The following is a 26972-nucleotide window of genomic DNA, read 5'->3' as shown; positions in this document are numbered from 1 at the left end:
AAAAAGTATATGGATTTAAAAAATTACAAATCATTACTAGTGCTCGTTATGCTGTTTATTGGCTTAAAGAGTTCTGCACAAACAATAACTACTATAGCAGATGGAGGAGAAGTTTTCAGTGCTAGAGGGATGTTTATTGACAATGACAAGAACGTTTATGTTGCTTGCGACTCCAAGATGGCGCAGTTTAGAACAGGAGCGATCGTGAAAATTAAACCGGATGGCACACAAGAAGTGGTTGCTGGTGGTGTGACGCATCAGCAAGAAAATTTAAATGGCCCAGCTACAAACTGTGCTCTTGATCGACCAGTGGATGTTGTTTTAGATGGCGACGGAAACATGTACTTCGGTTGTTATGGAAATGGAAAGGTTTATAAGGTAGACGCAGTAAGTAAAAATATCACCCTGTTTAGCAACTTAGGGGTTTCATTTATGCCCGGTGGAATGGCTATTTGGGGAGGTAATCTATATATAATTTCATCAAATATTAACTCTAATCTATATAAGTTTGCACTCAATAACCCTGGTTCTGGAACGATTATTAAAGCAGGTCTTGGTAGAGGTATTGCTATTGATAATCAAGGTACAATATACGTGAGTAAATATAATGGGGCAGGTAATTTTTTTAAAATACCGGTTTCGGGTCCTGAGCAAGAAATTTCTTCAGGTTTAACCTATATCCAGGATTTAAAAGTAACTCCTTCTGGAGATTTATATTTTACTAGGCAGAATAATAATATTTATAAGTACATCAGCCCAGGGGTAAATGAGGCTTATCTAATCACTGGATCTGCTGGCTATGATTTGGATAATGGTCCAGATAACGAGCTGTATGTATCTAACTATGCTGGCAGGATTTATAAAGTTACTTTTGGTCCTTCCGCCCCATCTAACTTCGCAGCTAACGCAACTGATAGTAAAGTTGAGCTTAGCTGGAATGCAGTCAGTGGAACTACTGGGTATACTATTTATCGGGGTGCATCTTCAGCTAATACATCTGATGTGTTAGCTACAGGCTACACGGAAACAAGTTATACAGATAATACTGTAGTAAATGGTACAACTTATTATTATTCTATTACCACCACCGACGCTTTAAATAGAGTAAGTGCTAAAGCTAATGCGATTAGTGCAACTCCGTTGGCAGCGCCAACAATTACTGCTAATAGCGATTTGTTTGCCAATGTAGGTGATGCAGCCATTACCATTACCACACCAGTCAGTACGAGTAATGGTGCGTTTACTTATACCAGTAGCAATACGGCTGTAGCGACTATTAGTGGGAATAAAATCAATGTAGGTATTGTTGGCGAAGCTATTATAACAGCTACTCAAGCTGCTTCGGGCGCTTATGGCGCTGCAACTACTACTTTTAAAATTACTGTTACCGCTTTGCCAACTCCAACGTTCGGCACTTTTGCTAATATGGATAAAATGGTAAGCGATGGTAGCTTCACCATTACTCCACCAACGTCAAATAGTATGGGTGCATTTAGCTATGCAAGTAGTAATACAAATGTGGCGACTATTTCTGGGAATACAGTTACGATAAAAGGTTTAGGTACAACAACCATCACCGCAACTCAAGCCGCAAACGGAGGATATGCTTCTGGTACTATTACGGCGACCTTAACCGTAGGCATCAAGCCTCCAGGCAATGCCTTAACCTTTGATGGTAGTGGCGATTTCGTTCAGATAGGGAATGCGAATACTTTCGATGCCCGTAACATGAAAACCATTGAAGCTTGGGTAAAGTTCAATGATTTAGTTAATGAGCAGGAGATTATCAGCAAAAGTACAAACAGCAACGGTCTCGAATTGATTATTTATAACAGACAATTGGCGGTATTCGCTATGGGCGGTGGCGGACCAGATAAGAATGTTTCTTATCCAACCTCCAATTTGGTAGCCAATAGATGGTATCATGTGGCTGCTACCCACAATGGAGCGAATTCTACCTTAACCCTATATTTAAATGGCGTTGTGATAGGTACTACACAAACTCCTTCAGGTATGACTAACTCTGCTGATCCTTTGCATTTAGGCAAATGGAACAATTCCCTGGGCAACAGGTATTTTAATGGAAGTTTAGATGAAGTAAGGATTTGGAACGTTCAGCGCACCCAAGCTGAGATTCAAGCTGGAATGTACCAAGAAATTGATCCAGCTACGGTAGGACTGCAAGCTTACTATAAGTTCTCTGAAGGAATTGCCGAGGGCAATAATACTGCCATCACCACAACCTTAGATGCTACTGCAAATACTAGAAATGGAACTTTGAATGGTTTCACCAAAACGGGCTCGCTTTCTAATTATACAGAAAGCTACGCCATGGTCGTTCCGGTATTACAGGATGCCACTGAGGTTACTGGCGAAGGATTTAAAGCGAAATGGGAGACGCCAGTTACTGGTATAGTGAATGGTTATTTATTGGATGTTTCCGAAAGCTCAACCTTCGCATCTTTTGTTACTGGGTATCAAAATAAAGATGTAGGTAACGTGAATGAGTTTGCGGTTACAGGTTTGGCTGCAAATAAGACCTATTACATTAGAGTAAGAGCCAATAAAACTTCAGTAAATACGCAAGGAACTTATTCAAATGTAAAAACAGCTGCAACAACCAAGAGCAACCAAGTCATTACTTTCAATGATTTGTCTGCAAAAACTTATGGCGATGCAGCTTTTACCTTAAGTGCTACGTCGACATCTAACCTAACGGTTACTTTCGAAAGTAGCGATGAAACGATTGCGAGTGTTTCAGGGACTACGGTAACGATAAAAAAAGCAGGCGTAGTAAATATCATCGCTAAACAAGCAGGAAACAGCCTTTACAATGCTGCCACTAATGTTACCAAGCAACTGGTAATTAATAAAGCTCCACTTACAGTAACAGCGCAAAACGCTACTAAAACTTATGATAAAGTTGCGTATACAGGCGGGAATGGAATTAGCTACGCTGGTTTTGTTACTGGAGATAATGCTGTGAACAGCGTAACAGGAGCGGTTGTTTACGGAGGCACTTCACAAAATGCCATCAACGTTGCTAGCAACTACACGATTATTCCTTCGGGATTAACTTCTGCCAACTATGCCATTACTTACGCTAATGGAACTTTAACCATCAATAAAGCCCCACTTACGGTAACGGCACAAAACGTTACTAAAACTTATGATAAAGTTGCTTATACTGGTGGAAATGGAGTCAGCTATGCTGGATTTATTACTGGGGATAATGCTGCGAACAGCGTAACAGGAACAATTGTTTACAGTGGTACCTCGCAAAATGCGATCAACGTTGCTAATAGCTACACCATCATTCCTTCAGGTTTAAGTTCGGCTAATTACGCCATTACTTACGCTAATGGAACTTTGGTGATCAATAAAGCGGCTTTAACCGTTACCGCAAAGAACGACAGTAAAACCTATAACAAGGTAGCTTACACTGGAGGAAACGGAGTTGACTACACTGGTTTTGTTAATGGAGATAATGCTGCGAACAGCGTAACAGGAACAATTGTTTACGGTGGTACTTCACAAAATGCCATCAACGTTGCCATCAACTACACGATTATTCCTTCTGGTTTAAGTTCAGACAACTATGCCATTACTTATGCTAATGGAACTTTAGCTATTAATAAAGCTACATTAACCGTAACTGCGCAAAATGCAACCAAAACTTACGATAAAGTAGCTTACACTGGTGGAAACGATGTTGCCTATGCAGGTTTTATCGCGGGCGACAATGTTGCAAATAGCACCACTGGTACCATTGATTATTCAGGTACCTCACAAGGGGCTATTGCTGCAAATACTTACACGATCATTCCTTCTGGTTTAAGTTCGGCCAACTATGCGATTACTTACATTAATGGAACCTTAGTGATTAACAAGGCTACTTTAACGGTAACCGCTCAAAATGCGACCAAAACTTACGATAAAGTAGCCTATACTGGTGGAAACAATATTACTTATTCAGGTTTTATTACTGGCGATAATGTTGCAAATAGTGTAACAGGTACGGTTGTTTATTCAGGTACTTCGCAAGGAGCTGTTGCTGCAAATACTTATACTATTATTCCTTCTGGTTTAAGCTCAGCTAACTACGCTTTTACCTACGTAAATGGAACTTTGACTATTAATAAGGCGGCGCTTACTGTAACGGCACAAAACGCTACAAAAACTTACAACGGCCTACCATACACGGGCGGTAACGGCGTTACTTATGCGGGTTTCATCTCTGGAGACAATGAAACAAATAGCGTAACTGGAACCATTAATTACGGAGGTACTTCACAAAATGCCATCAATGCAAATAGCTATGTTATTACCCCTTCTGGGTTAACTTCGGCAAACTATAACGTGAGTTATGTAAATGGAACCTTAGTCGTAAATAAAGCGGCGCTTGTAGCCATCGCAGAAAACAAAGCACGTTGTTTCGGAATTGCAAATCCAGCCTTAACGGTTAGGTATACTGGTTTTGTAAATAATGAGACCGCTACAGCTTTAACCACTGCACCTACGGTTACCACTACGGCAACTGCTAATTCGGCAGCAGGTAATTACACTTTAGCCATTACGGGAGGCACAGCCGCTAACTACACCCTAACTTATCAGAACGGCCAATTAACGGTTTACGCGTTGCCAGTAATTAACATTGCTGCTGGAAAAACTACCATCAGTAGAGGTGATCAAATCCAATTGGTGGCTACTGGCGGGACCACTTATAGCTGGGCCAATGCCAACGGAATTATTGCGGGTCAAAACGGTTCAACACTAACTATCAGGCCGTCTTTAACTACGACTTACCAAGTAACTGTTACCAATGCCAACGGTTGTACCGATACCAAATCTATTACCATTGAGGTGGTTGAAGATTTTAAGATTACGGGAACAAATTTGTTAACGCCTAATGGTGATGGCTATAATGATTTCTTCGTGTTAGAAAACATCGATTTATATCCAAACAACGTCGTGAAAATCTTTGATAAGGCAGGCCGTTTGGTTTACTCAAAAGTAAAATACGATAATACTTGGGATGGAACTTTTAATGGTGCTCCATTAGCAGAGGGCACCTATTACTACATCGTTGATTTCGGTAAAGGCAATTCCGTGAAGAAAGGTTTTATCTCTATTGTTAGAAACGGAAAATAAGTAAGGAGAAGTTTAACCATAAATCGCTCTAAAAAGAACAAAAATGAAAATAAACATTAAATATATCGTCACCGCGTTGTTCCTCTGCCTAGGCCATTCGCTTTATGCCCAGCTGGACCCTTTATCGGCGCAGTATTTCAATAACCGTTATATCGTCAATCCTGCGTTTGCAGGATTGGAAAACGAAACCAATTTGAACTTAGCTTATCGTAGCCAATGGAATAATGTTCCAGGAGCACCTGTAGCACAAAATTTAACCTTAGACCATGGTTTTAATAAAGTAGGTTTGGGCCTCAACTTTGTAAATGATAAATCTGGATTAACCAGGCAGACCAGAGTAGTAGGTACTTTTGCCTACCATTTGCCAGTGGGTTCAAATGATAATAAATTAAATTTTGGTGTATCTGTTGGAATGATGAATCAAAGATTGAACAACTCCGACATTGTTGGTAATGTTAATGATCCGGATGCCAATAGGTACAATGAAAGGGAAACCTATTTAGATGGCGATTTTGGAGTGGCCTATACCGATAAGCGTTTAACTATACATGCAGCGTTCCCTAATTTAAAACGCATATTGGATAGCAAAGAAGATCGTTTCGCAGACATTCCAAGATTTTTCACTTCTGCTAGTTATAAATTTTTGTTTGGTACTGGTATAGATGCAGTAGTATTGGAGCCGCAGGTAGCTTTTAGAGCAATCAAAGGCTTAGATAATATATGGGATGCAGGTGCTCAGGTTGCCATTATTGATAGACAGATTTTGTTTTCTGGAATGTACCACAGCACCAAAAATGCAACATTTGGTTTGGGAATGGATTTCAAAAAGAAATATTTGATTTCCGGCCTTTACACCTCTAATACAGCCCCGCTTAATGGTTATACCACAGGTAATTTTGAGGTAAATTTAAGGGTTAAATTTTAACAGCTCTCGACCCCCGGTATAACGGAAAACTTTCCTTATACCTAAAGCCCCGAAATTTATTTCGGGGCTTTTTCATGCTTTTAAGTTACCGAAGGAAAAGATATGCCTTTGATTTTGCTATAAAGCTCCACGGCATATAAATCGGTCATGCCTGATACAAAGTCTAATACACTTTGCACTCGCGAATAAAGATCTTCCTTTTCTGTATGGAATTGTTTTGGGATGAGCTTCACCAGTTTTTTGTAGTAGTGCGTATCATTATGTACTAAAGCAGGTACAAACTCTTCCAACAGACCAGCCATTACCTTATATCCGGAAACTTCTTTTTGTATTACCGATTGGTAGTTGTAGATTTTTTCAATGGAAATTCTCTCTATTTCTTTCCATGCATCTGAATATTGCTTAGGCAGGGAATCTGTTAGGCTTTTATTGAATGTGCCACTGAGAATTGCTTCTTGCTCTTTGTAAAAAATATGGGAACATTCATAGATCAAAGTACTGATTGCTTTGGCCCTTAATAAACTTACCTTGGCATCATCATCCTCCAAATCATTCTCCAGTCTTTCCGCTAAATTTTCACCCTTGCAAAGCGGTAGCAAAAGGTTTTTTACTTCGTCAAAACTTAATATTTGTAAGCGATGTGCATCTTCCAAATCAATAATGCCATAACAAATGTCATCAGCAGCTTCTACCAAAAAGCTCAATGGATGGCGGAAATAACCTAATGGCTTTTCACTATCGGAAATCATGCCTAATTCGGTAGCAATAGTTCTGAAAATTTCCTTCTCTGATTGAAAAAAGCCATATTTTTTACGATGCAACAAAGGTTTTTGATGACCTAAGATGGATTCGCAAGGGTATTTTCCAATAGCTGCCAAAGTAGCATAAGTTAAGGCGTAAGCTCCATTGCCTTTCCCTTCAAATGGATGTGTTAAAATACGAATAGCATTAGCGTTACCCTCAAAATGTGTAAAATCTTTTTTTTGTTCTTCGGTAAGTTGATCTAGATAGGTTTTGCCTTCTCCATTAGTAAAATACCTTGAAATGGCGGCTTCTCCTGAATGTCCAAAAGCGGGATTTCCTAAGTCGTGCGCCAGTGCAGCAGCGGCTACAATGTTGCCTACCTCACTCATTAACGGTACTTCCGTATCAATATTAGGATTGTCTTTTTTGGTCTGGTTGTAGAATATACGCCCTAAAGAGCGACCCACACTGGCTACCTCTAAGCTGTGTGTTAAACGGTTATGTACAAAAACACTTCCTGGCAAGGGAAATACCTGAGTTTTGTTCTGTAATCGTCTAAAAGGCGAAGAAAAAATCAATCTATCATAGTCAATCTGAAATTGAGATCTAGCTTCATCTGTATCCCTAATTGGCTTTTGCTCGTGCCCCCAACGTTTTGCAGATAACAATTTTTTCCATTCCATCATCACTATCCAATTACATAAGTAGCCAGTACTTTTTGTACTTCGTAAACATTTACAGATTTATTGAATTTCTTTTTGATGCTTGGAAGAACTTCACTTGAAATCCAGATTTTTAGCTCTGCATCTAGGTCGAAGGTGCCTGCGGTTTCTACACTGAACCTCGAGATGCTTTTATAGGTAATAGAAAGATATTCTGTTTTGCTGCCGGTAAGCCCTTGTATATCAACAATAATTAGTCGTTTATTGGTGAACATAAAGGTGTCTCTGAACAATTTGAAACCTAATTCGATTTTTTCGTTATCGATAAGTAGCTGTCCGTAATTCTTTAAAAGATCGTCTTGGCTAACGGTAGAAGCGTTGCCCATTAAGTTTGAAAAAAGTCCCATTATTTTTGATGAATATTTTTTGCGATGTTAAGTAAAATTTCAAATAATAAGGACTTATTTAGAAAGAAACTTATCGCCCACCAAATTAAGTTTTAGCCCATGTTCCAAATAGGCTTTGCAAGCATCTAAAACAGTGGTAAATCCGCCAGTAGAGTCTTTGATTACTGCAATTAGGTCATCGCCGGTTTCGTGGAAGCCATAATTTTTAATGACTACATAGGTGTTCTGTTTGTCAATAGCTGTAAAGTTAAAATCGATGGTGGTGGCTGGATTGCCCCACTCGGCAACAATTCTTTCGTGAGGTATAATTTCCTTAACCAATACATCGGCAGATACACCATACATTTCCCAATGCCAAGTAATGGTTTTTCCTGTTTCAAGCTTTCCGCTAGATTTTGTAAACCAAAAATTGGTGGTTAGCGCTGGGTCAATAAAAGCATTGAACACTTCAACGGCAGGTTTTCTGATCAACATTTGAGTTTCTACACAAGGACTATTTTTTGTTTCCATCTTTTTAAGAAGCTTTTTGCAGGGAATTTTGTTTGAGTTGTTTGGCTTTTTCGTAAGCCTTTTCCCCAAGCTCGATCAACTGCGTAGATTTATGAAAATCAAAAGTCCCACAGGCATTTCTAGGGATTTCTATCACTAAATCGGGTTGATAATGCTCGATGGTTAGTTGCACCAAACGGTCTTGGGTAAAATCGTACGAGGTATTCATAAGGTCGAAGAAAGATATTTTAGGACTGTTGTTTTTGTTGCTGTTATTCCAATATCGCTGTAGCCAGTTTCTGCTTTTTTGTTTTGTCTCTTCCTGCTGTGCAAGAGGTTCGTTACGCCCATTAATGTTAACGGCAACCATGGCACAATCCTCTCTTCTTTTAACGGCGCTGATAGGAAGGGGGTTAAGCACGCCGCCATCTACCAACACTGTATTATGGTCAATTACGGGTGTAAATACACCAGGGATAGAAATCGTGGAACGTAGGGCGGTAAACAAATCGCCTGATTGATAATGCACTTCCTGCATGTTGAGCATATCTGTCGCCACTGCCGTAAAAGGGATTTTGAGGTTTTCAATCTGTTGGTTGCCTGTAATTTTAGAAATTTGCGTCCATATTTTTTCGCCACGTACAAAACCTCGGCTATTAAAAGTAAAATCCACCAAACTAAACACATTGCTTCTGCTCAAAGTAGACAACCAATTTTTGTATTCTCCTAAAAAGCCAGCACAATAAAGCCCACCAACTACAGCCCCCATAGAGCAGCCGACTACTTCGCAAATTTCATATCCATCGCGTTCTAGGCTTTCAATTACGCCTATATGGGCTAAGCCTCTAGCACCCCCGCTACCTAAAACCAATTGTATCTTTTTTTTGGACATGTTATTGAATGATGTGTTTTGATGCAAATTTTCCAATTGCTTTTTCTACTCCCGGGACATCTTTGGAGGTAATGGATGAGCCGATGACATGATTTCCCGCATTAGGCAAAGCTTGCTTCTCTTTTTTGGTACTGCCCAACTCATCAAACATTTTGAGCATGGCCGGTACGATTACTACAGGGTCCTGTTCCTTTTCATTCTTATAATAATAAAGTAGTAAGGTTGGCTGTTTCACTTTTTCAAAAATAGCTTTGGTCATACTCGTTTTAACTAACTCTTGTAATTGCATCACAGATTCTAAACGATAGTGAGTGTACCAATATTTCTTGTAAAGAGGATTTCTGTCATCTACCCTACGTTCTTTACCTCCAGTAAACAAACGGCCAATTTGTAATCCCCAAGGATGACTTAAAACCCATACTTTGTCGTCGTTAATAGCAATGTTTGGCGACATTAATATGATACTGTGGATTTCTGGATAGGTTGCCGCTAATTGCAAGGCCAGCGTACCACCAGTAGAAGTGCCCACCAATATTACCTTTTTACCTAAGGCTTTGCCAATAATTAAGGCTTGTTTAGCGCTTTCCCAAAGTCTGTCAGCGGTGAAATACTGCATTGGCGCAATAGTATCTATACCATGGTCGGCCAAGCGGCTTAAATAGAGATTGGCATGGATAGATTTGGCAAAATTACGATGTACCGGTTCACCTTCTTCTTTGGATGCCGAAAAACCGTGCAGGTAAACTACCGCGTATTCCGTTTGTTGCTGTGCGCTGTCTGCCCAAATAATTTCAGCTTGGTTATCAGGCTTCAATCGGTGTTGTTTCTCTAGACGATTAACGTAGCTGGATACCGAATCAATAGCAATAGGGTTTGGTAGGGCGATGTCATATACAGATTCAGGTACTTTTGGACCCAGCAAATAAACAATTCCAAGAGAGGCGATGATAATGAGGAAGGTTCTAAAAAAAGTCTTCATGCGAATAGTTTCATTAAAAATACGCTTTTAATAGAAATTCAACTAAGTTTGCAAACACATTTTTGCCAGATGCCCGGAATAGATCAAATTAAGCAGCCTATTGCAGCAGAAATTGATGCCTTTGAGGTAAAATTCAAGGAATCGATGCATAGTAATGCGCCGCTGCTCAATAGAATAACCCATTATATCGTTAAACGAAAAGGGAAGCAGATGCGCCCTATGTTTGTGTTTTTTGCAGCCAAACTTTGCGGTGGTATTGTTGAGTCTACCCATAGGGGAGCGGCTTTGGTAGAGCTGCTGCACACGGCTACTTTGGTACATGATGACGTGGTAGATAACGCTTACGAGCGTAGAGGTTTTTTTTCCATTAATGCACTCTGGAAAAATAAAATAGCGGTTTTGGTGGGTGATTATCTTTTGTCTAAAGGATTGCTGCTTTCTGTAAACAACAATGACTTTCATTTGTTGAAGATTGTATCTGAAGCGGTGGAACAGATGAGTGAGGGCGAATTGTTGCAGATTGAGAAAGTGCGCAGGATGGATATTAGCGAGGAACTATACTTTAACGTTATCCGTCAAAAAACAGCTTCTTTAATTGCTTCATGTTGTGCCTGTGGTGCCGCTTCAACCGGTGCCTCGGAGGAGCTAATTGAAAAAATGCGACTGTTTGGAGAGCTGGTGGGTATAGCTTTTCAAATTAAGGACGATACTTTTGATTTCGGTACGGATGATGTAGGCAAGCCCTTGGGCATTGATATCAAAGAAAAAAAAGTAACCTTGCCCTTGATTTATGCACTAAACAGGGTTGATAAAACAGAACGTAAGCGTATTATCAATTTAGTGAAAAGCCATAATGATGACCCGAAGAAAATTCAAGAAATTATTGATTTTGTGAATGCCAACGAGGGCGTACACTACGCCAACCAAAAAATGTTAGAATACCAAAATAAGGCTTTTGAAATTTTGCATACCTTCCCTGAAGGAGATGCTAGAACTGGCCTTGAGCAATTGGTTAGATATACCACTGAACGTAAAAAATAATGTCGCACGAGCTGTTATTTATTGGCGGATTTTTACTCTTTATCGTATTTATTCTTGCCCTTGATTTAGGCCTTTTCAGTAGAAGAGAGCATGTAGTAAGTTTAAAACAAGCTGGCATCATGAGCTTCGTGATGGTGATTTTAGCACTTAGTTTTTATCTGCTACTTATTTTAAAAGGTGATTATCTGCATGGCATTGACAGTATGGCCAAGTTGGAGCAGGTTATTAAAGCACATAAACATCCCATTAGCATTATTCCCGATAATTTTGAGGCGAGCTTACAGCTTTACAGACAGAATTTGGGGATTGAGTTTTTAACGGGCTATGTGGTTGAATACGCCTTGTCCGTAGATAATATCTTCGTAATCGTATTGATTTTTTCAGCTTTTGCAGTACCCGAAAAATATTACCACCGTGTGTTGTTCTGGGGTATTTTGGGGGCCATCATCATGAGGTTCATTTTCATTTTTGTTGGTGCTGCTTTAATCAATCAATTTGAATGGATTTTGTATGTGTTTGGGGCTTTCTTGGTATTTACCGGAATACGGATGTTCTTCTCTAAAGAAGAAGATGATAAAATCGACCCCGAAAATCACCCTGTAGTGAAGTTTGCCTCCCGTTTCTTTAAGATTCATCCTAAATACGAAGGCAAAAAATTCTTTCATAAAATCAATGGGAAGAGGTTTGTAACGCCTTTATTCTTGGTGTTATTGATTGTAGAATTCACCGATTTGATTTTTGCAGTGGATTCTATTCCAGCCATTTTTGCAGTGACCAAAGATGCTTATATCGTCTTTTTCTCTAACATTTTTGCCATTATGGGCTTACGTTCCATGTTCTTCCTTTTGGTGAACATTATTCATAAGTTCCACTATTTAAAAACGGGCTTGGCGGTATTGTTGACCTTTATTGGGGTAAAAATGCTAGGCCATGGCTACTTGAAAGCTTGGGGCTTTACCACCGAACATTCGTTGATTATTATTGTAGGTATTTTAGCTTTGAGTATCATTGCTTCGTTAGCATTTCCAAAGAAGAAAGAAGTGAATAAAGCATAACTAAATGTACTAAGGTGTCTTAGGTGATAATACTAATCGAGTAAATTACTTCACCCGTTTCTTATTATCACTTACAAAAGCCTCCCAGCCAGAATAAGTTTTACTTTTCCCAGAGGTTGATATCTTTTGAAAAGAATGGCAAACCGCTACGGCCAAACCATCGGTAGCATCTAAAAACTCGGGAGTTTCGTTAAAGTTGAGCAAACGCTGTAGCATGGCGGCTACTTGTTCCTTGCTTGCCGTACCTTTACCAGTGATAGATTGTTTGATTTTTCGCGGCGCATATTCTGTTACTGCAATATTTCTAGATAGAGCAGCGGCCATGGTTACACCTTGAGCTCTGCCCAGTTTCAACATTACCTGTACGTTTTTGCCATAAAAGGGAGCCTCTATGGCTAAGGCATCGGGTTTGTAATTGTCAATAAGACCAATGGTTTTTTCGAAAATGCGCTGAAGCTTTAGGAAATGGTCATCCAAATGGTCAAGACGGATGACTCCAAGGCTCAATAGTTCCATTTTACTCCCCTTTTCCAAAATTACCCCGTAGCCCATAATTGCAGTTCCTGGATCTACCCCTAAAATAACACGTTCCTTTTTTTCAACCAACATACGACAATATTAAGCATATTTGCACACACAAAAAGCATTAGTTTGACATCCAGTTATAAAAAAATACTATCCAACCTCATCAAAATAGCCGTAGTGGCTCTTGCTTTTTGGTTCATTTATAAAAAAATAGCCAATCATCACGACTTAAAGGAGTTTGTTGCTTTATTGCGCAATATTCCAACTTTGCAGATTTGCTTGGTGCTTGGTAGCGTGTTCGTATTAATGCTTTTTAACTGGGGGCTGGAAGCCATAAAATGGAAGCATTTAATTGAAAGAGTAGAACAAATTAGCTTATGGAGAGCCATAGAATCAGTGTTTTGTGGTTTAACCTGGGCTGTTTTTACACCCAATAGACTAGGCGAATACGGAGGTAGGGTTTTCTTTTTGTCGCCTAAGCGACGGATAGTTGGCGTAGTGGTCATGACCATTGGAAATATTGGCCAATTGGTGCTTACCAATGTTTTTGGAGCCATTGCCGCCTGTATTTTCGTCTATCGGTTTATTCCAATTGAACCTATTCTTTTTGCGGCCATATGTGGGCTTTCTTTCGTATTTGCCCTATTTTTTTTGGTTTTTTATTTCAATATCAAATGGCTTAACGGAATTTTGCTGTCGATAAAATTCACTCGTAAATACGCTAAATTCTATGCTGTTTTAGGACGTTATCAAAAAAAAGAACTACTTCAAATTTTGCTGTTCTGTTTGGCCAGATATGCCGTTTTTACCACGCAGTATTTAATCATGTTTCTTTGGCTCATTCCAGATTTGAGCCTGCTTGAGGTGTTGATGTTGATACCTATCCTGTTTTTTGTACAATCTACCTTACCATCGTTGGATTTGTTGGATATTGGTATTAGAAGTGTAACGGCTTTGTTCTTCTTTAAATATATTACCGATCAAAATATAGTGGTAGTCGCTTGTATTGCCAGTATTTGGCTCATCAATATTATAATTCCTGCTATCTTAGGTTCCTATTTCGTATTTAAACTCAACATCTTTGGAAATACTAGACGCGATTAACTACTTCTCGGCATTTTTAACACTTATTTATGTGTTTGTGGTGGCTACTTTCATTGTGGGGTGGAAAAGAATTAAATCCTATCAAAAAAACATGGCATTACCTCAAACTTTGGTGTCTATTATCATTGCAGCCCGTAACGAAGAAGATAAAATTGCCAAAACCATTGATGATGTGTTGGCACAACAATACCCTCGAGAACTGTTTGAATTGATTGTAATTGATGACCACTCTACCGACAGCACGGCGCAAATAGTAACCAGTTATGAAGCTGAGGGGGTGACGCTGATTCGTTTGAATGAAGATAAAGCTCTTAACTCTTATAAGAAAAAAGCGATACAAACCGCTATCGATGGCGCAAAAGGAACCTTGATTATTACCACCGATGCCGATTGTAGAATGGGCCCACAATGGTTGCCCACCATTGTAAGTTGCTATGAAACGATGGGTTATAAAATGATTTCATCACCCGTGGCCTATTTTGAGGAAAAAAGTATTTTCGAAGATTTACAATCGTTGGAGTTCAGTTATTTGATTGGTCTTGGCGCTTCAACCATAGGAAATAAAAATCCCAGCACCTGCAACGGTGCCAACTTGGCCTATGAGAAACAGGCATTTATTGAAGTGGGCGGTTTTAAAGGGATTGACGATTTGGCCTCGGGAGACGATGAGCTTTTGCTGCATAAAATTGCTGCTATTTACGGAGATAAAATAGGCTTTCTGAAAAATAGAGACGCTGTAGTTTATACCCATGCTAAACCAACCCTTGGTGAGTTTATCCAACAACGTAGGCGCTGGGCTTCGAAAAGTACCCGCTATAAAGATAAATCGGTAATTATTTTGGGCGTAAGCATTTGGCTGTTTAACGTGAGTATTGTGGTCAATGCTTTGTTGAGTATTTTCTTTGCGGCCTCACTTCCGTTCTTGATTTTTCAGTTAGCGGCAAAAATGTTGATAGAGCTCATTTTCCTAGCTCAAATGACAAATTTCTTTAAAAGAAGGGCACTGCTTTGGTGGTTGCCTGCACTCAATATTTTACATGTCATCTACTTTATTTATATTGGCATTGCCGGAAATTCAGGAAAATATAATTGGAAAGGCCGAATGGTAAAATAACATGGCAGATACTACTCAATCCACTAAGGTTTGGAAAAAATTCAGACGTAATACACTTGCATTAACCGGCCTTATTTTTATTTGCTTTATGGTGGTGGTTGGCATTTTGGGCTATTTAATTACGCCCGACCAAACACCCTACGCCAATACCATGCACCTGCAGCTCACTAATAAAAAGCCAGGGCGCACTTTTCAATTCCTTGTTGTTAGTAGAAACGAAAACATTAAGCAAGTAGGGCTTTTCGAAAAAATGCTTTTTGGACAGGAAGCCAATATCAAAAGTATTCCTATTACCTCTTACCGTGTAGCAGGCAACAAAGTTTATGCCCGCGAATATATTGGAGATGATGAACAAGCCGAAGAAGAGGCTTATCCACTTGTTTCTGGTCAAAACACCTATCAAAACACCTATTATCTGGGAACCGATATTTACGGTAGAGATTTGTTGAGCCGTTTGATTCTTGGCGTTCGCGTGTCGCTTTCGGTAGGTTTAATGGCTGTACTTATCTCCATGGTTATTGGCGTAGGTTTAGGCGCTATTGCAGGTTATTTTGGAGGGAAAGTAGATGCTGCTATTAGCTGGTTCATGAACGTCATTTGGTCGTTGCCGTCGTTGTTGTTGGTGATTGCTATTTCCTTTGCTTTAGGTAAAGGTTTTTGGCAAATTTTTATTGCCGTAGGACTTTCTACTTGGGTTGATGTGGCCCGTTTAGTGCGTGGACAGGTAATGGCTTTAAAGCAAGTGGAATTTGTTGAAGCGGCGAAAGCCTTAGGTTTCTCTAACGGCCGAATCATTGTTAAACACATATTGCCCAACATTGCTGGCCCTATTTTGGTGGTCGGCTCGGCCAATTTTGCCTCTGCTATTTTATTGGAAACAGGGTTGAGTTTTCTAGGTTTTGGTGCGCAGCCACCCATGCCAAGCTGGGGAACTATGATCAAGGAACATTACGGTTATATCATTATGGATGCTGCATATTTGGCGGTATTGCCAGGTTTGGCCATTATGCTCACCGTTTACGCTTTCAATTTAATTGCCATTGGCTTGCGTGATGCCTTTGATGTAAAAGGCCAAAATACCAGTGTTTAAATTTTTTCGAAAAGCAAGTTCAGTATATCTTTTTAAAAGATAGACCCGCACTTCGTTCCAAGTCCTCGTTCACTCTTGCCTGCGGCAAGGCTCACTGTGGGCTTTCCACTTCGGTCGGGTTTATTTGGCAATAGCAGCGGGTTTTGGGGAGTAGGTTTCTGCTTAACCAAATATTCATTGCCAGTAGGAGGGATAAAACTTTGTCAATCTTATTTTATGGTGCTTTGCAAGATTGACAAAGTTACTAGCGCCAATAGGCAGAATGGTTAACCCGCACAACCTTAACCTAGCTAAACCTGGGTGAAGTGGAAAGCCCGCAAGCGAGTGCTAGTGCGTAGCAGTTAGCGAGTGCGGACTTGAAACAGAACACAGGACTTGCTTTAATTGTGGCATTTAAGAGGCTTTTCAAAAAAAGAATCAATAAAATACAGCTCTGCGATTTAAATGCTAAAAACTCTCTTTTTAAGTGTTATTTTTGTGATATGCTGCTAAACTGTTATCAAATAGAATTAATTGAGGCTGGCTGCGATGAGGCTGGACGTGGTTGTTTGGCTGGCCCTGTGGTGGCGGCTGCGGTAATTTTGCCCAAAGATTTCTATTTAGAGGGTTTAACTGACTCGAAACAGCTGTCGCACAAACAGCGGGATGAGCTTCGCCCGATCATTGAAGAAAAGGCATTGGCATGGGCGGTAGCTATGGTTGACCATGAAGAAATTGACCGCATCAATATTTTAAATGCTTCTTTTTTGGCCATGCACCGTGCTTTGGACCAGCTGGTGTTAAGGCCCGAATATTTGGTGATTGACGGCAACCGCTTTAAGGCTTATCAGGAAATTAAACATTCGTGCATTGTAAAAGGCGATGGTAAGTACCTGAACATTGCGGCGGCTTCTATTTTAGCAAAAACGCATAGAGATGAGTATATGGCTGCCTTGGATGTAGATTATCCGCAGTATGATTGGAAAAAGAACAAAGGATATCCAACTATTGCCCATCGCAATGCGGTGATTAATATGGGCCCATCTCCCTACCACCGAAAAACTTTTAATGTTACCAGTCCACAACTTACAATAGAATTTTAACTTGAAAGTACTTCTGCTATGTCATAGAGTCCCTTTTCCGCCAAACAGCGGTTATCCTATTGTGGTTTACAACACCATAAAGGGGCTGCTTGAACTTGGGGTAGAACTGACCTTGTTTAGTCTCAACAACTCTAAGCAGTATGTGGATGTGGATGATATTTATGATCCCGTTTTTGAAAAAATCAACTTTCATTCGTTTACGGTAGATATCGAGGTGAACGTTTGGGATGCTTTTGTGAATATTTTCTCCAATCAATCCTACAACGTTTCCCGTTACCATGACCATGATGCAGAAAAGGTTTTGGAGAATGTTTTGCGTGAACAGGAGTTTGATGTGGTGCAATTTGAAGGACTTTTTGTGGTGCCTTATTTGGATGTAGTGAAGGCTCATAGCAAGGCTAAACTTGTTTATAGGGCGCACCATATTGAGCATGATGTGTGGGAGCGTTTGGCCTTAAGGGAGCGTTTTACTCCTCGAAGAACTTATTTAGAGTTTTTGTCGCGTCGGTTAAAGGCCTATGAAACGGAGCAGATAAACCGTTTTCATCAGGTATTTGCCATTAGTAATCCTGATAGGCAAAAGTTGTTGTTAATGGGTTGCCAAACCCGATTGGATGTTTTTCCAGTAGCTTTAGATTTCACGAAATATAAAATAGATACCAGTAAAACGAGTTTTCCGACCTTGTTCCATTTGGGAGCAATGGATTGGCGACCAAATAAAGAAGGTTTAGAGTGGTTTTTAGATGAGATTTGGCCTGACATTGAAGAGCTGAGTGGCGAGCTCCGTTTTTACATTGCAGGGAAAAATATGCAAAAGCAGTTTTTCGAATACGATTCGGATAATCTGATTGTGGAAGGGGAGGTGTTTGATGCGGTGGATTTTATCAACAGTAAAGCCATCATGATTGTGCCTTTGCTTTCGGGCAGCGGTATGCGGGTGAAGATTATTGAAGGAATGGCTATGCAGAAGTGTATTATTGCCACTACCATGGCGGCCGAAGGTATTGACTGTAAGCATGGAAAAGATATTTTGATTGCCGACACTGCCGACGAGTTTTATCGCTCGATCTTGAAGTGCATTACCCAGCCCAATAAGTGGCAGGAAATTGGTAAAAATGCTAGAAAGACTGCCGAAAAGCATCATGAAATTAATGCTAATGCTAAACGCATGTTCGATATTTATCAGGAGTTAATGGCGCTTTAAATGCTCACTGTTTTTCTTTTTCCGTCATTTCGAACGCAGAGGGAAATCTAGCAATTTGTTCTTAAGAGATTAGACCTGTATTTCATGTCATTAGATTTCTCCTCCTTCGGTCGTCGAAATGACGGGGGAGCCACTGAAAGACTTACGAAGTTTAACTTTGTTTGCCCGCAGTTTTACAGGTAAAGTTGAGGGCTTGGCCGTTTTAAAACTTCGTAAGTCTAATACATCTTCGCAATTACGAAAATAGGAGCGTCATTTCGAACGCAGAGAGAAATCTAGCAATTTTTCTCATAAAGCTAGATTTCTTCGTCGCTGCGCTTCCCTCAAAATGACGGATGGATTAGAAATTCTTACTTCGCAACATCCTTGTGCGTACTAATTGCAATCCTGTTCCAACCGTTAATTGCCACAATGGCCATGATAATTTGAGCTAGGTAGTTTTCTCCAAAAGTATTTACTGCTTTTTCATAAAGCTCATCGCTCACACCACCTTGGTGAATAAGGGTGATTTTTTCGGTTAGTTCTAAAAGCGTTTTTTCCTCGTCGGTAAATAAACTAGTTTCACGCCAAGCGTTCAATAAAAAGATACGCTGTTGCGTTTCGCCAATTTTCAGAGCATCTTTGGTGTGCATGTCCAAGCAAAAAGCACAACCGTTAATTTGGGAAGCTCTAATTTTAATCAGTTCGTAGTGAGATTTTTGTAATGAGGTGTTTTGTAGGTAGCTTTCTAGTCCAAACATTGCTTTGTAAGCATTAGGCTCCAGGCTTAATAAATCTATTCTTTTCATTGTATCAAGTGTTAAAAATTATTCGTGTTGATTAACGATACAAAGTTAAAGGGTGCTATTGGCAAGAAACTTAAACTGGTTTAAGAAAGCAAAATTGGCATACTATCAAATTATCTCATCATCACATTTTGTTTACTTCCCAAATTGCTTTTTCTTGATTTCGCTAAGATACTCGGGAGTAAAGCCAAGATAAGAGGCTAATAAGTATTGTGGGATACGCATCATAAACCCGGGTTGACTATTGGCAAAGTGAAAGTAAAGTTCTTCGCTAGAATAGTCATTGATATATTTGATTCTCAATTGCGCAGCTGCAAATGATTTTTCAAATACTCTCCTGAAATACCTTTCCATTTGGGGGAATTGGTCCAGCATTTTTTCCTGAGCTTCATAGCTAATAGTCAAAATTTCCGACTGTTCAATGGCCTGTATGCTAAACGCACTAGATTTTTGTTCTAAAAAGCTCAAGTTGTCGGTCATCCACCAACTTTCAATGGCAAATTGGGTAGTTTGTTCAACACCTGTTTCCTTCACATAAAAAAGCCTTAGGCAACCCTTGAGCACAAAAAAGTGTTTCCTGCAAATTTGGCCTTCGCTTAACAAAATTTCTTTCTTTTTGGCTGAAATAGGTTCAAAGAAAGTTAAAATGTTTGCAAAATCGCTTTCGCTTATCTCGGCAAATTTTTGGATATGTTTAAAAAGCAAATTGGACATTGGTGCTAAGATAGCTTTTTTGCCATATGGTTAGCGCTTTGTTAAAATGTTGGAACCAATTTGTAAGGGGAATGAACATTAGGCAGAAAGCTTTGCAACACAAACTTTACGTAAAACCGCCCTGTGTTATAAATATGTCAAATTGAAGCGGCTTTTAAGTCATTTGGGCTAAAATTTCGCAAATTGCAGACTCTTAAGTTTGAATGGCTAGGGATATGGGCAAAAAAATTTTAGTTTGGTTTAGAAATGACCTTCGCTTGCACGATAATGAAATGCTGGTTGAAGCTGTTTCCAAGGCTGATGAAATTTTACCGGTTTATATATTCGACCCCCGCCATTTTGAGCGAACTCACTATCATTCTTTTAAGACCGGTGCTACCAGGGCAAAATTCCTGATTGAAAGTGTATCGTCGCTGCAACAAGTCTTAGTACAAATGGGTGGGAACCTTTTGGTGTTACAGGGGCATCCTGAAGAAATACTGCCAGGGCTGGTTGAAAAGTATGAACTGACTGAAGTTTATCACCATAGGGAGGTAGCTAGCGAAGAAACTGCGGTAAGTGTAAAAGTTGAAGATGCCCTTTGGAAGCTGAAAGTGAACCTTAAGCATTTTATTGGCCATACACTTTACAACAAAGAAGATTTGCCTTTCCCTATTAAGGATATTCCTGATGTTTTTACCCAGTTTAAAAAGAAAACAGAGCGTGATGCGGTGGTAAAACCATGTTTCACTACACCTACAGCCATTACTTTTGTGGATTTGGAAAACTGGGGCGAAATTCCGGGACTTGCCGAGCTGCTGCAAAACCCAGCTGCTGCCATGTTGAAAATCAAAACTGATTTTAAAGGTGGAGAACAGGAGGCCTTGGCACATTTACATGATTATTTGCATGCTGGCGAAGGAATGATGCTGGCAAATGCTACGCTTAAAAAGCACGAGATTGTTTCTAAGCTTTCTGCTTGGTTGGCATTGGGCTGTCTCTCGCCACGAGAGGTATATTGGAAAATGAAAGAAGCCGAAACCAATTATGGCGTGAAGCCTTACTTCAATCAAATTGTGTTGGGCATACTTTGGAGAGATTACTATCGCTTTATGTTCAAAAAGTATGGTAATACTTTCTTTAAGCCTCAAGGCTTCAAAAAAGACGGTTTTTCATTGCGCTTAGAGAATACAGCAGCACTGCAAAATTGGAAAGATGGACAAACCGGTCAACCTTTGGTTGATGCGTGTATGCAAGAGTTAAATACCACTGGTTACATCAATCAAATAGCAAGGCAATTAGTAGCCACTTATCTCGTTAAAGAACTAGGCCTAAATTGGGTGTTGGGAGCTGCTTATTTTGAGGAGCAACTGATAGACTATTGTCCTGCAAGTAATTGGGGGAACTGGGCTGCGGTAGCGGGTGTTGGGAATGACCAAAAATTGTCAAATAGCTTTGATTTTGAGAAGCTGTTGAAATTTTTAGACCCAAAAGGTACGTTCGCACAGGTCGTTCGAGCCTAAAAAACCGTCTATATTTTAGTTACACTTTTTAAATTTATTTAAATGTGATTTTATTGCCTTTTCTAAAGGTAAAATCCTAATTTTGCAATACTTATCGTAATAGTTAAAAATACCAATGGATAATTTATCTTATCTCAACGGCACCAACGCCGAATATGTAGAATCCCTATACCAGAGTTATAAAGAAGACCCTAGTTCTGTAGAGTTTGGATGGCAGAAGTTTTTTGAAGGTTTTGATTTCGGAAGGGGCGCAGATGCTGCTAATGTAAGTGGAGAAGAAGCTCCGGAGCATTTTTTGAAAGAAATCAACGTTTTGAACTTGATCAACGGTTACCGTCAGCGAGGCCACTTGTTTACCAAAACCAATCCTGTTAGAGAACGTCGTAAACACCTACCAACCCTAAATATTGAAAATTTTGGCCTAAGCACTACTGATTTAGAAACGGTTTTTAATTCGAGTGTTGAGCTTGGCATTGGCCCAGCAAAGCTGAAAGATATTGTTGCCTTTTTAGAGCAAACCTACTGCGGTCCTATTGGTGTAGAGTACAAATATTTGCGTACTCCAGAAGTATTGCAATGGTTAGAAAGTAAAATGGAGGGTGAACGTAACACCCCAAAACTATCTAACGATGAGAAAATGAGGGTAGTTAAAAAGTTGAACGAAGCGGTTGTTTTCGAAAACTTTTTGGGTACTAAGTTCTTGGGTCAAAAGCGTTTCTCGCTTGAAGGTGCCGAAGCTTTGATTCCTGCATTAGATGCGGTAATTGAAAAAGGTGCTGATTTAGGTATTGAAGAATTTGTGCTGGGTATGGCTCATCGCGGTCGTTTGAACGTGTTGGCCAACATCATGCAAAAAAGCTATAAAGATATTTTTACCGAGTTTGAAGGAAGAAGCTATAACCCAGAAACTCCTTTCGGTGGCGACGTAAAATACCACTTAGGTTATTCAACCGATGTAACCACCAATAAAGGTAAAAACGTACACTTAAGCCTTTGTCCAAATCCATCGCACCTAGAAACGGTAGACGGTATTGTAGAAGGAATGAGCCGTTCGAAAATCGATTTCAAATACAACGGTGATAATGGTCGCTTAGCGCCAATATTGATCCATGGCGATGCTTCTGTAGCAGGTCAGGGCATTGTGTATGAGGTCATCCAAATGGCTGGCTTAGATGGTTACAAAACCGGGGGGACCATCCACTTAGTGATCAACAACCAAATTGGTTTTACAACCAACTACAAAGATGCCCGTTCTAGTACTTACTGTACAGATATTGCAAAAGTAACTTTGTCGCCAGTTTTCCACGTAAATGGTGATGATGCGGAAGCATTGGTTTACGCAATTAACTTAGCGATGGAATACCGTCAGAAATACAGAAATGACGTATTCATTGACATTCTTTGCTATCGCAGATTTGGCCACAACGAGTCGGATGAGCCTAAATTTACCCAGCCGTTATTGTATAAAGCCATCGAAAAGCATGATAATCCATTGAAAATCTATGTTGCTGAATTGATAAAAGAAGGCAAGCTAGATGCAGATGGGGCGAAGGAAATGGAGAAAGAGTTTAAAGCTCATTTACAAACTTCATTAAACGAAGCGAAAGAATATAACGCAGCGTTGGCTGAAGTTAAATTTGGAGGTGCTTGGGCAGATATGCGTCTAGCTACTGAAAAAGACTTTGAAACCTCTCCAGAAACTGGCGTTAAAAAGAATACATTATTGGAAGTAGCTAAGCGAATTAGCACTTTGCCAAAAGATAAAAAGTTCTTCAAAAAAATTGAGAAATTATTTGAAGAGCGCTTGAAAATGGCTACAGAAACCCACGTGTTCGATTGGGCAATGGGCGAGCAATTGGCTTATGGTACTTTATTGGCCGAAGGCAAAAGAGTTCGTTTGAGTGGTCAGGATGTAAAACGTGGTACTTTCTCTCATCGTCATGCGGTATTAACCCTTGAAGATTCAGAAGAGGAGTACACTCCGCTTTTAAACATTTCTGAGCAACAAGCCATGTTTGACATCTATAACTCGCACTTATCTGAGTATGGTGTTTTAGGTTTCGAATACGGTTATGCGATGGCAAACCCTAATGCATTAACTATTTGGGAAGCACAGTTTGGAGATTTCTTTAACGGAGCACAAATTGTAATTGACCAATACATTGCCAGTGCTGAAACAAAATGGCAAAGAGCAAATGGCTTGGTGATGTTGTTGCCTCATGGTTACGAAGGCCAAGGTCCTGAGCACTCTTCTGCACGTATTGAGCGTTTCTTAGAGTTGTGTGCTGAGTACAATATGCAAGTAACCAACTGTACTACGCCCGCAAACTTCTTCCACGCTTTGCGTCGTCAGTTCAAACGCGATTTCCGTAAGCCTTTGGTGAACTTTAGTCCAAAAAGTTTATTGCGTCATCCACTTTGTGTAAGCCCATTAGAAGATTTTACTTCTGGAGGCTTTAAAGAAGTAATAGATGATGTAAACGTAAAAGTGGCTGATGTAAAGAGAGTAGTGTTTTGCTCTGGTAAAGTTTACTACGATTTGTTAGACGCTCAGAAAAACAACGATGGTAAGGATGTGGCAATTGTTCGTGTAGAACAATTATATCCAACTCCTGTTGACCAAATGGAAGCTATTGTAGCGAAATATAAAAACGCCGAAGATGTACTTTGGGTACAAGAGGAGCCAGAAAATCAAGGTGCTTGGCCATACTTGCTACGTAGATTGAGAAAAACTAAATTGAGTAACATTGATGTGATCTCAAGAAAAGAAAGCAGCAGCCCTGCAACTGGTTATGCTAAACAGCACACTAATCAACAAGCTTATATTGTAGCCAAAACTTTTGAAATTTCAGTGGCAGCGGCAAAGGAACCCGTTAAAAAACAACAGAAACACGTTATTAAAGCAGATTAATTAGATTTGAGAACTGAGATGTGAGATTTGAGATTTTGTTCACTCGCAACATTTCAACTTTAGAACATTTCAACCTTACAACATACATAAAAATATGAGTTTAGAAATCAAAGTTCCGCCAGTAGGCGAATCGATTACCGAGGTAGTATTGTCTCGTTGGGTTAAAAACGATGGTGATTTTGTAGAAATGGACGAAATTATTGCTGAGTTAGAATCAGACAAAGCAACTTTTGAACTTACTGCAGAGCAATCAGGAACTTTAAAAGTAGTAGCTAGTGAAGGCGATACACTAGAAATTGGTGCCGTAGTTTGTACCATTGAAGAAGGTGGCGCGGCACCAGCGAAAGAGACAAAAGCAGAAGCCCCTAAAGCTGAAGCTCCAGCAGCAGATAAAGCTGCGGCTCCAGTGGCTGAAAAATCTTCTAGCGAAAGCTACGCAACAGGTACTCCTTCACCTGCAGCAGCTAAAATTTTAGCTGAAAAAGGTGTTGATGCTGCTAGCGTAAAAGGTAGTGGTGTTGATGGAAGAATTACCAAAGAAGATGCAAATAATGCACAAGCAGGTAAACCAGCTGCTAAGGCAGAAGCTCCAAAAGCTGCTCCTGTTGCTGCATCAGTTGCTGGCTCAAGAAATGAGCGTGCTGAAAAAATGTCGCCATTGCGTAAAACGGTAGCTAAACGCTTGGTTGCGGTTAAAAATGAAACGGCTATGTTGACTACTTTCAATGAAGTTAATATGAAGCCAATTATGGATTTACGTGCTAAATATAAAGACCAATTTAAAGAGAAACATGGTGTTGGCTTAGGCTTCATGAGTTTCTTCACTAAAGCGGTATGTGAGGCGGCTAAAGATTTTCCTGCGGTAAATGCTCGTATTGAAGGTGATCAAATCATCTACAATGATTTCGTGGATGTATCCATCGCGGTATCTGCACCTAAAGGTTTGGTAGTGCCAATCATTAGAAATGCGGAGAGCATGAGCTTGGCTCAAATTGAAAAAACAGTAATTGAGTTGGCTACTAAAGCTAGAGATAGCAAATTGACCATTGAAGAAATGACCGGTGGTACCTTTACCATTACCAATGGTGGTGTTTTTGGTTCAATGATGTCAACGCCAATCATCAATGCCCCTCAATCTGCAATTTTGGGAATGCACAACATTATTGAGCGTCCAATTGCTGAGAATAAAGAAGTGGTAATCCGCCCGATGATGTACATTGCATTATCTTACGATCACAGAATTATCGATGGACGTGAGTCGGTAGGTTTCTTGGTGCGTGTTAAGCAATTATTGGAAGACCCAGCTAGATTGTTGTTAGGCGTTTAATTAGAAGCTCCTTCACTCTGAACTTGTTTCAGAGTCTGTAAAAATAATAAAGAAAGATGCTGAAATAAATTTGCTTTGCAGCTACTTCGTGGTCAGCATAACGGCATCAGATAAAAGCCTTGTTCATGAAAATGGACAAGGCTTTTTTTATGTACTTTACCTAGCTACCTTGTCATCCCCGCATAGGCGGTAACCACGAAGTGCTCAGCGAAGCTAAGCTTAAAGCGATTCGTCATTGCGAGGCATAGCCAGTCCCGACTTTTCTGGAAAGCAATCTCGTAACCTGAAGTCGATAATTTTTTTGAAAATACTACCCTGGTTGCGTTTAGTTTAAGCTCGCGTCATGCTGAATTTATTTCAGCATCTTTTTAGCATGAAAGACCCTGAAATAAATTCAGGGTGACGACCTGCACAGCTCAAAGAATCATTCAGACCTATAACTTTGTCTACTTTCTGTTACGTTTTCCCCATTGTTCAGTTATTTTAATATTTTCGTTTATCACACAAATTAAGACCAAATGAGAAAAATTACACTCGTCGCTTTATTTAGCATTTTCAGCACAATGCTCTGTGCGCAAACCAATCAGCAAAATACCGGTTGGTTCTTGTTTTTAAATAGCACCAAGTTTAATGATAAATGGGGTATGCATTTTGATTTTCAGTTACGCTCTGCGGATAATTGGGATATGGTAAGAAATGTGCTGGTTAGACCGGGCGTTACCTATTATATCAATAAAAACTCGAACGCCACTGTAGGTTATTTATTTACGCAAACTTATTTCCCAAAAATGGATGCCGTAACTATAGGCGGATTTGATGCTGTTGTTCCAAAAAATACCTTTACAGAACATCGTATTTGGCAACAGTACATTTATAACCACCAACCTTGGAAAGGAGCGGCTTTAAGTCATAGATTCAGATTAGAGCAACGTTTTATCGAGCGTCAAACAGATGATTTATTTTCTCAACGATTCCGTTATTTTTTTAGGTTGGTGCAACCCTTACAAAAACAAGCCGGTGCTTTTGAAAAAGGAATGTTTGTGGCCTTACAAAATGAATTTTTCTTAAACCTGCAAAACAAGGACGAACTAAATGGAAGTACTTTCGACCAAAATAGAGCTTATTTAGCGGTAGGCTATCGTGTTTCAAAAGCATTTGATATTGAAGCTGGTTACTTAAACCAAGCGGTAAAAGGGGCTTCGGTAAATACCATGAATAATTCCGTTCAGTTGGCATTATATACGAGATTTTAAAATGTCTTTTCATAAA

Annotated in this window: 21 protein-coding genes; 13 read left to right on the top strand and 8 right to left on the bottom strand. The window is 39.8% G+C overall.

The window, feature by feature from the left end; translation table 11 throughout:
• The first annotated feature begins 9 nt into the window (after positions 1-9).
• The gene (locus ABDV71_RS18020; RefSeq protein ID WP_343535050.1) at positions 10-5151 is read left to right on the top strand and encodes an MBG domain-containing protein; all 5142 of its coding nucleotides are present in this window, start codon (positions 10-12) and stop codon (positions 5149-5151) included.
• Between the two features lie 43 nt (positions 5152-5194).
• Positions 5195-6076, top strand: coding sequence for a type IX secretion system membrane protein PorP/SprF (locus ABDV71_RS18015; protein WP_343535049.1), 882 nt, complete (start codon positions 5195-5197; stop codon positions 6074-6076).
• An 80-nt stretch (positions 6077-6156) separates the two neighbouring features.
• On the opposite strand, the gene ABDV71_RS18010 is transcribed toward ABDV71_RS18015, so the two are convergent.
• Genes ABDV71_RS18010 through ABDV71_RS17990 form a run of 5 tightly spaced genes read right to left on the bottom strand, consistent with a single transcriptional unit; the run spans position 6157 to position 10249 of the window.
• Entirely contained in the window at positions 6157-7503 is a 1347-nt protein-coding gene (locus ABDV71_RS18010) for a deoxyguanosinetriphosphate triphosphohydrolase (RefSeq protein ID WP_343535048.1), read from the bottom strand.
• Between the two features lie 5 nt (positions 7504-7508).
• Positions 7509-7889: a PH domain-containing protein gene (locus ABDV71_RS18005; RefSeq protein ID WP_343535047.1), complete on the bottom strand. Its 381-nt coding sequence runs from the start codon at positions 7887-7889 to the stop codon at positions 7509-7511.
• Positions 7890-7943: 54 nt separating this feature from the next.
• On the bottom strand, positions 7944-8399 hold the full coding sequence (locus ABDV71_RS18000; RefSeq protein ID WP_343535045.1) for an SRPBCC family protein: 456 nt from the start codon (positions 8397-8399) through the stop codon (positions 7944-7946).
• Positions 8400-8403: 4 nt separating this feature from the next.
• Positions 8404-9270, bottom strand: a complete 867-nt coding sequence (locus ABDV71_RS17995; protein ID WP_343535043.1) for a patatin-like phospholipase family protein — start codon at positions 9268-9270, stop codon at positions 8404-8406.
• Between the two features lies 1 nt (position 9271).
• A complete protein-coding gene (locus ABDV71_RS17990) occupies positions 9272-10249 on the bottom strand; it encodes an alpha/beta fold hydrolase (RefSeq protein WP_343535041.1) in 978 nt (325 codons plus the stop codon).
• A 69-nt stretch (positions 10250-10318) separates the two neighbouring features.
• On the opposite strand from ABDV71_RS17990, the gene ABDV71_RS17985 reads away from it, so the two are divergent.
• Positions 10319-11290: a polyprenyl synthetase family protein gene (locus ABDV71_RS17985; RefSeq protein WP_343535039.1), complete on the top strand. Its 972-nt coding sequence runs from the start codon at positions 10319-10321 to the stop codon at positions 11288-11290.
• Complete coding sequence (locus ABDV71_RS17980) at positions 11290-12345, top strand: TerC family protein (protein ID WP_343535037.1); 1056 nt, start codon at positions 11290-11292, stop codon at positions 12343-12345. Before ABDV71_RS17985 ends, ABDV71_RS17980 begins: the two co-directional genes overlap by 1 nt.
• A gap of 45 nt (positions 12346-12390) precedes the next feature.
• Here the strand turns inward: ABDV71_RS17980 and ruvC are convergent, their stop codons facing one another.
• Entirely contained in the window at positions 12391-12954 is a 564-nt protein-coding gene (gene ruvC / locus ABDV71_RS17975; protein WP_343535035.1) for a crossover junction endodeoxyribonuclease RuvC, read from the bottom strand.
• Between the two features lie 42 nt (positions 12955-12996).
• On the opposite strand from ruvC, the gene ABDV71_RS17970 reads away from it, so the two are divergent.
• The 5 genes from ABDV71_RS17970 (at position 12997) to ABDV71_RS17950 (ending at position 18464) form a co-directional block, all read left to right on the top strand.
• Positions 12997-13974 (top strand): hypothetical protein, encoded by a 978-nt coding sequence (locus tag ABDV71_RS17970; RefSeq protein WP_343535033.1) that lies wholly within the window; start codon positions 12997-12999, stop codon positions 13972-13974.
• Complete coding sequence (locus tag ABDV71_RS17965) at positions 13952-15088, top strand: glycosyltransferase (protein ID WP_343535031.1); 1137 nt, start codon at positions 13952-13954, stop codon at positions 15086-15088. The genes ABDV71_RS17970 and ABDV71_RS17965 overlap by 23 nt, the downstream gene beginning before the upstream one ends.
• 1 nt (position 15089) lies before the next feature.
• Positions 15090-16178, top strand: a complete 1089-nt coding sequence (locus tag ABDV71_RS17960; RefSeq protein WP_343535029.1) for an ABC transporter permease — start codon at positions 15090-15092, stop codon at positions 16176-16178.
• 482 nt (positions 16179-16660) lie between these two features.
• On the top strand, positions 16661-17260 hold the full coding sequence (locus ABDV71_RS17955) for a ribonuclease HII (RefSeq protein ID WP_343535027.1): 600 nt from the start codon (positions 16661-16663) through the stop codon (positions 17258-17260).
• Between the two features lies 1 nt (position 17261).
• Positions 17262-18464: a glycosyltransferase family 4 protein gene (locus tag ABDV71_RS17950; RefSeq protein ID WP_343535025.1), complete on the top strand. Its 1203-nt coding sequence runs from the start codon at positions 17262-17264 to the stop codon at positions 18462-18464.
• A gap of 350 nt (positions 18465-18814) precedes the next feature.
• Here the strand turns inward: ABDV71_RS17950 and ABDV71_RS17945 are convergent, their stop codons facing one another.
• Complete coding sequence (locus tag ABDV71_RS17945; protein ID WP_343535023.1) at positions 18815-19252, bottom strand: carboxymuconolactone decarboxylase family protein; 438 nt, start codon at positions 19250-19252, stop codon at positions 18815-18817.
• Between the two features lie 132 nt (positions 19253-19384).
• Entirely contained in the window at positions 19385-19963 is a 579-nt protein-coding gene (locus ABDV71_RS17940; RefSeq protein ID WP_343535021.1) for a Crp/Fnr family transcriptional regulator, read from the bottom strand.
• Between the two features lie 215 nt (positions 19964-20178).
• Between ABDV71_RS17940 and ABDV71_RS17935 the strand changes: the two genes are divergently transcribed.
• The 4 genes from ABDV71_RS17935 (at position 20179) to ABDV71_RS17920 (ending at position 26956) form a co-directional block, all read left to right on the top strand.
• Positions 20179-21465 carry a DASH family cryptochrome gene (locus tag ABDV71_RS17935; RefSeq protein ID WP_343535019.1) on the top strand — a complete coding sequence of 429 codons (1287 nt, stop codon included), beginning with the start codon at positions 20179-20181 and terminating at the stop codon, positions 21463-21465.
• 115 nt (positions 21466-21580) lie between these two features.
• Positions 21581-24376 carry a 2-oxoglutarate dehydrogenase E1 component gene (locus ABDV71_RS17930; RefSeq protein WP_343535017.1) on the top strand — a complete coding sequence of 932 codons (2796 nt, stop codon included), beginning with the start codon at positions 21581-21583 and terminating at the stop codon, positions 24374-24376.
• Between the two features lie 94 nt (positions 24377-24470).
• Complete coding sequence (gene odhB / locus ABDV71_RS17925; protein WP_343535016.1) at positions 24471-25703, top strand: 2-oxoglutarate dehydrogenase complex dihydrolipoyllysine-residue succinyltransferase; 1233 nt, start codon at positions 24471-24473, stop codon at positions 25701-25703.
• A 518-nt stretch (positions 25704-26221) separates the two neighbouring features.
• Positions 26222-26956 carry a DUF2490 domain-containing protein gene (locus ABDV71_RS17920; RefSeq protein WP_343535015.1) on the top strand — a complete coding sequence of 245 codons (735 nt, stop codon included), beginning with the start codon at positions 26222-26224 and terminating at the stop codon, positions 26954-26956.
• Positions 26957-26972: the final 16 nt, after the last annotated feature.

Source organism: Pedobacter sp. (assembly GCF_039594775.1).
Lineage (GTDB): Bacteria > Bacteroidota > Bacteroidia > Sphingobacteriales > Sphingobacteriaceae > Pedobacter.
Note: the sequence above shows the minus strand (reverse complement) of the source record. Positions and strands in the feature narration are given on the sequence as shown.